The sequence below is a fragment of the Nocardiopsis sp. TNDT3 genome, assembly GCF_003427465.1.
GTDB classification, from domain to species: Bacteria; Actinomycetota; Actinomycetes; order Streptosporangiales; family Streptosporangiaceae; genus Nocardiopsis; species Nocardiopsis dassonvillei.
The window spans coordinates 1-2,814 of the sequence record NZ_QPFC01000333.1 but is presented as its reverse complement, the minus strand read 5'-3'; the positions used below and the strand labels follow the sequence as shown (position 1 = coordinate 2,814).

The 2,814-nt window shown below is 75.9% G+C and carries 3 protein-coding genes; 2 read left to right on the top strand and 1 reads right to left on the bottom strand.

The genetic code is table 11. The annotated features are described in order from the left end of the window. Window positions 1–23 precede the first annotated feature (23 nt). Together DQW06_RS09065 and DQW06_RS09060 are read left to right on the top strand one after the other, a co-directional pair. Window positions 24–1,619, top strand: coding sequence for a hypothetical protein (locus tag DQW06_RS09065; RefSeq protein WP_013153561.1), 1,596 nt, complete (start codon window positions 24–26; stop codon window positions 1,617–1,619). 15 nt (window positions 1,620–1,634) lie between these two features. Then, window positions 1,635–2,402 (top strand): DUF1266 domain-containing protein, encoded by a 768-nt coding sequence (locus DQW06_RS09060; RefSeq protein ID WP_013153562.1) that lies wholly within the window; start codon window positions 1,635–1,637, stop codon window positions 2,400–2,402. Window positions 2,403–2,415: 13 nt separating this feature from the next. On the opposite strand, the gene DQW06_RS09055 is transcribed toward DQW06_RS09060, so the two are convergent. Beyond that, a partial coding sequence (locus tag DQW06_RS09055) for a methyltransferase (protein WP_304598507.1) occupies window positions 2,416–2,814 on the bottom strand: 399 nt, incomplete at its 5' end.

The window sequence follows — 2,814 nt, the reverse complement described above, 5'->3', positions numbered from 1 at the left end:
CGCCCCGCGCGAGAAAGGACCCCATGAGCGACTGGATCGACTACTCCCAGAACCGGAAGATCCGGGAACTGGAGGAGAGTCTGGGCTCGGCCCACTACCAGATGGCCGTCGAACGCCGCAGCATGCGCTCGGAGCTGTCCCGCGTCCGGGGCACCCTCGAACAGAGGCTGGACCGCGTCTCGGCCTCCCTGGACGCCTTCATCGAACTCAGCGACGTGCGCGCCGTCCTGGCGATGTTCGACGGAGCCGCCCTGGCCCGCCACCGCACCCTCCAGATGCTGGACGGCGTACCCCCGGCCCTCCTGGACCTGGAGGACGTCCCCGGCTACTGGCTGGTTCCAGCCGCCCTCGGCCTGCACGCGCTGCTGGAGGGCGACACCGACACCGCCCGCGTCCGCTTCGACGAGGCCGCCCGGCGCGACGCGGAGCGCGCGGGCCACTTCGCGGCGCTGGCCACCGCCCTGACCAGCGCGGGCCACGCCCGCGCCATGGACACCGCCGCGACCGCCGACCTGCTCCCGCACCTGCCCTCCCCCGCCGAGGAGGTGACCCGGGGCCAGCGCGCCCTGTGGCTGCTCACCGCCGACGGCTCCTTCGGCGACGACGCCCGACAGCACCTGCTGCTGTCCACGCTGCGCGCCTGGTCCGAGGCCCAGGTCAGCGTCCCGGCCTCCGCGGGCCTGTCCGCCCTGGCGGCGGACGCCCCCGGCTCCCCGGCCTCCGGCGCGGGGAAGCCCGGCGCCCCGGCCTCCCGGGGGAAGCGGACCGGCGGTCTAGCCGGGCGCGCCGAGGCCGCGCGGCGGATCACCGCGCTGCGCGAGGGCGTCGCCCGCGTCGTCGCGCTCGACGGGCAGGACGCCTCCGCCGCCGCGCTCGCCCCCGACGAGGTCAGCGCGGCGTTCCTCAACGAGACCCTGCGCCTGCTGGTAGAGGAGGGCAGCCCCGAGGAGGCCCCGCTGCTGGCCCGCGCCCGCGAACTGCGCGCGGTCATCGAGAGCAGCGGCGAGGGCGCGGCGCCGCGGCGGTGGACCGACCCCGTGGGCACCGTCGCCTCCCTGCTCGGCGACGACCTGGTCCGCCGGGACGGGCCGCCCCACCGCCGCACCTTCGCCCTGGCCCTGCAGCGCTCGGCCGTGGCCGAGCGCGCCGAGGAGCTGGTGCGCGAGGCCGCCGCGCCGGTGGAGGACTCCACGACCCTCCAGGCGCAGGGCGTGCGGGTGACGGTCTCCTCCCACGGCGCCGAACCCCGGGAGCTGGAGCGCGCCCGCACCCAGCTGCGCGAGCGCTGGCGCGACACCGGCCCCGCCCGGACCTACGCCTGGGGCCTCCTCGCCATGGCGGCTCTGCTGGCGCTGCTGGGGCTGACCTCGGGCAGCGGCCTGGTCTGGTTCCTGTGCGTGGCCGCCGCGGCGGGCGCCGGGGTCGCGCTGGTGATCGACCGCTCCAGGCGCGCCGAGGCCCGCGACACCGCCGAGGCGACCGTGCGGCGGCTGGACGTCCAGGTCGCCGAGACCGCCGAGAAGTGGCGCGAGTCGCTGCTGGCCTCGGAGGAGCACGCCGTCACGGCCAGGCACGAGGCGGGACGGATCGACCGCCTGCTCGACACCGGAGAGAAGTAGAGGACACGAGGGGACATGGGACTGTTCTCCGCGCGGACCAGGCTCCGCAGCGACCCGCAGGGGTTCTTCCAGGGCCCGATGGCGCACGCGCTGGCCTCCGGCGCGCACATGCCCACGGCCAACGGCGGGGTGTGGAACGCGGTGCACTCCTCGTGCTCGTGCTGCGACGCCCAGGACGAGCGGGACAAGCTCCGCGACTCCTGGGGCATCACCGACCACGCGGGCTGGGACCGGGCGCTGCGCCGCCTGACCGACGACGCGCGCTCCCCGACGGCGCTGTCGATCGTGCTGGACCTGCGCTCCCTGGCCATGGCTCAGGCCCCCGGGTGGCCCTTCGACGCGGGTGTCTGGCCGGACCTGATCGTGCGCTGGTGCCAGGAGCGGAACGCCGCCCCCGGCCTGTACGAGGAGCTCGTGACGGCGGCCGCGCAGGTCTGGGAGTACGAGGAGCGCATGGTGCGTGACGGGGTGCTGCCCCCGGGCACGCCGGTGCGCACGGTGCGCGCCTACGACTTCGGACGGGCGGTCAACCTCGCGCGGTGGGGCGTCAACGCCGGGTACGCCGACGAGCGCGCGGCGCACGCGCACATCCTGCGGGCGGGCGCGCAGTCCATGCGCTACCACGGGTCGTGGCAGGAGATGTCCGCCGGGTTCGTGCTGGGACGGGCGATGGCCTTCGACGAGGGCGCGTTCGGCCCGTACTACACCGACTCGGTGCGGGCGCACGCGGTGCTGGCCAAGGACCCGCAGAGCCCGTGGCTCCACCTGCCCTGGCGCATGTGAGGGGCGGTGCGGGTCAGGCGCCTCCGTCCACCGGTCCGGCCACGAGCAGGCGCATCTCCAGCGGCAGGTCGCGGATCCCCCGGGTGGTCAGCCCGGCCGAACGCAGCAGCGCCTCGTACTCGCGCTCGGTGCGCTCGGCCCCGGTGGTCATCACCATCATGTGCGCGTCCAGGACGGCCGTGAGCCAGGGGGCGCCGTCGTCGGGCAGGACGCGTTCGGCGATCAGCACCAGCCCGTCGGGGGCCATCGCCTCGCGGCAGTTACGCAGCACGGCGCGGACGTCCTCGTCGGACCAGTTGTGCAGGACCCGGCTGAGCAGGTAGACGTCGGCGTCCCGGGGCACGCCCCGGAGGAAGTCGCCCTCCACCAGCTCGCACCGCCCCGCCTCGGCGTACGCGCCGAGGCGGGCGCG

Coding starts and splice junctions, on each gene's coding strand:
- DQW06_RS09065 (WP_013153561.1), top strand. CDS start 24: ATGAGCGACTGGATCGACTACTCCCAGAACCGGAAGATCCGGGAACTG.
- DQW06_RS09060 (WP_013153562.1), top strand. CDS start 1,635: ATGGGACTGTTCTCCGCGCGGACCAGGCTCCGCAGCGACCCGCAGGGG.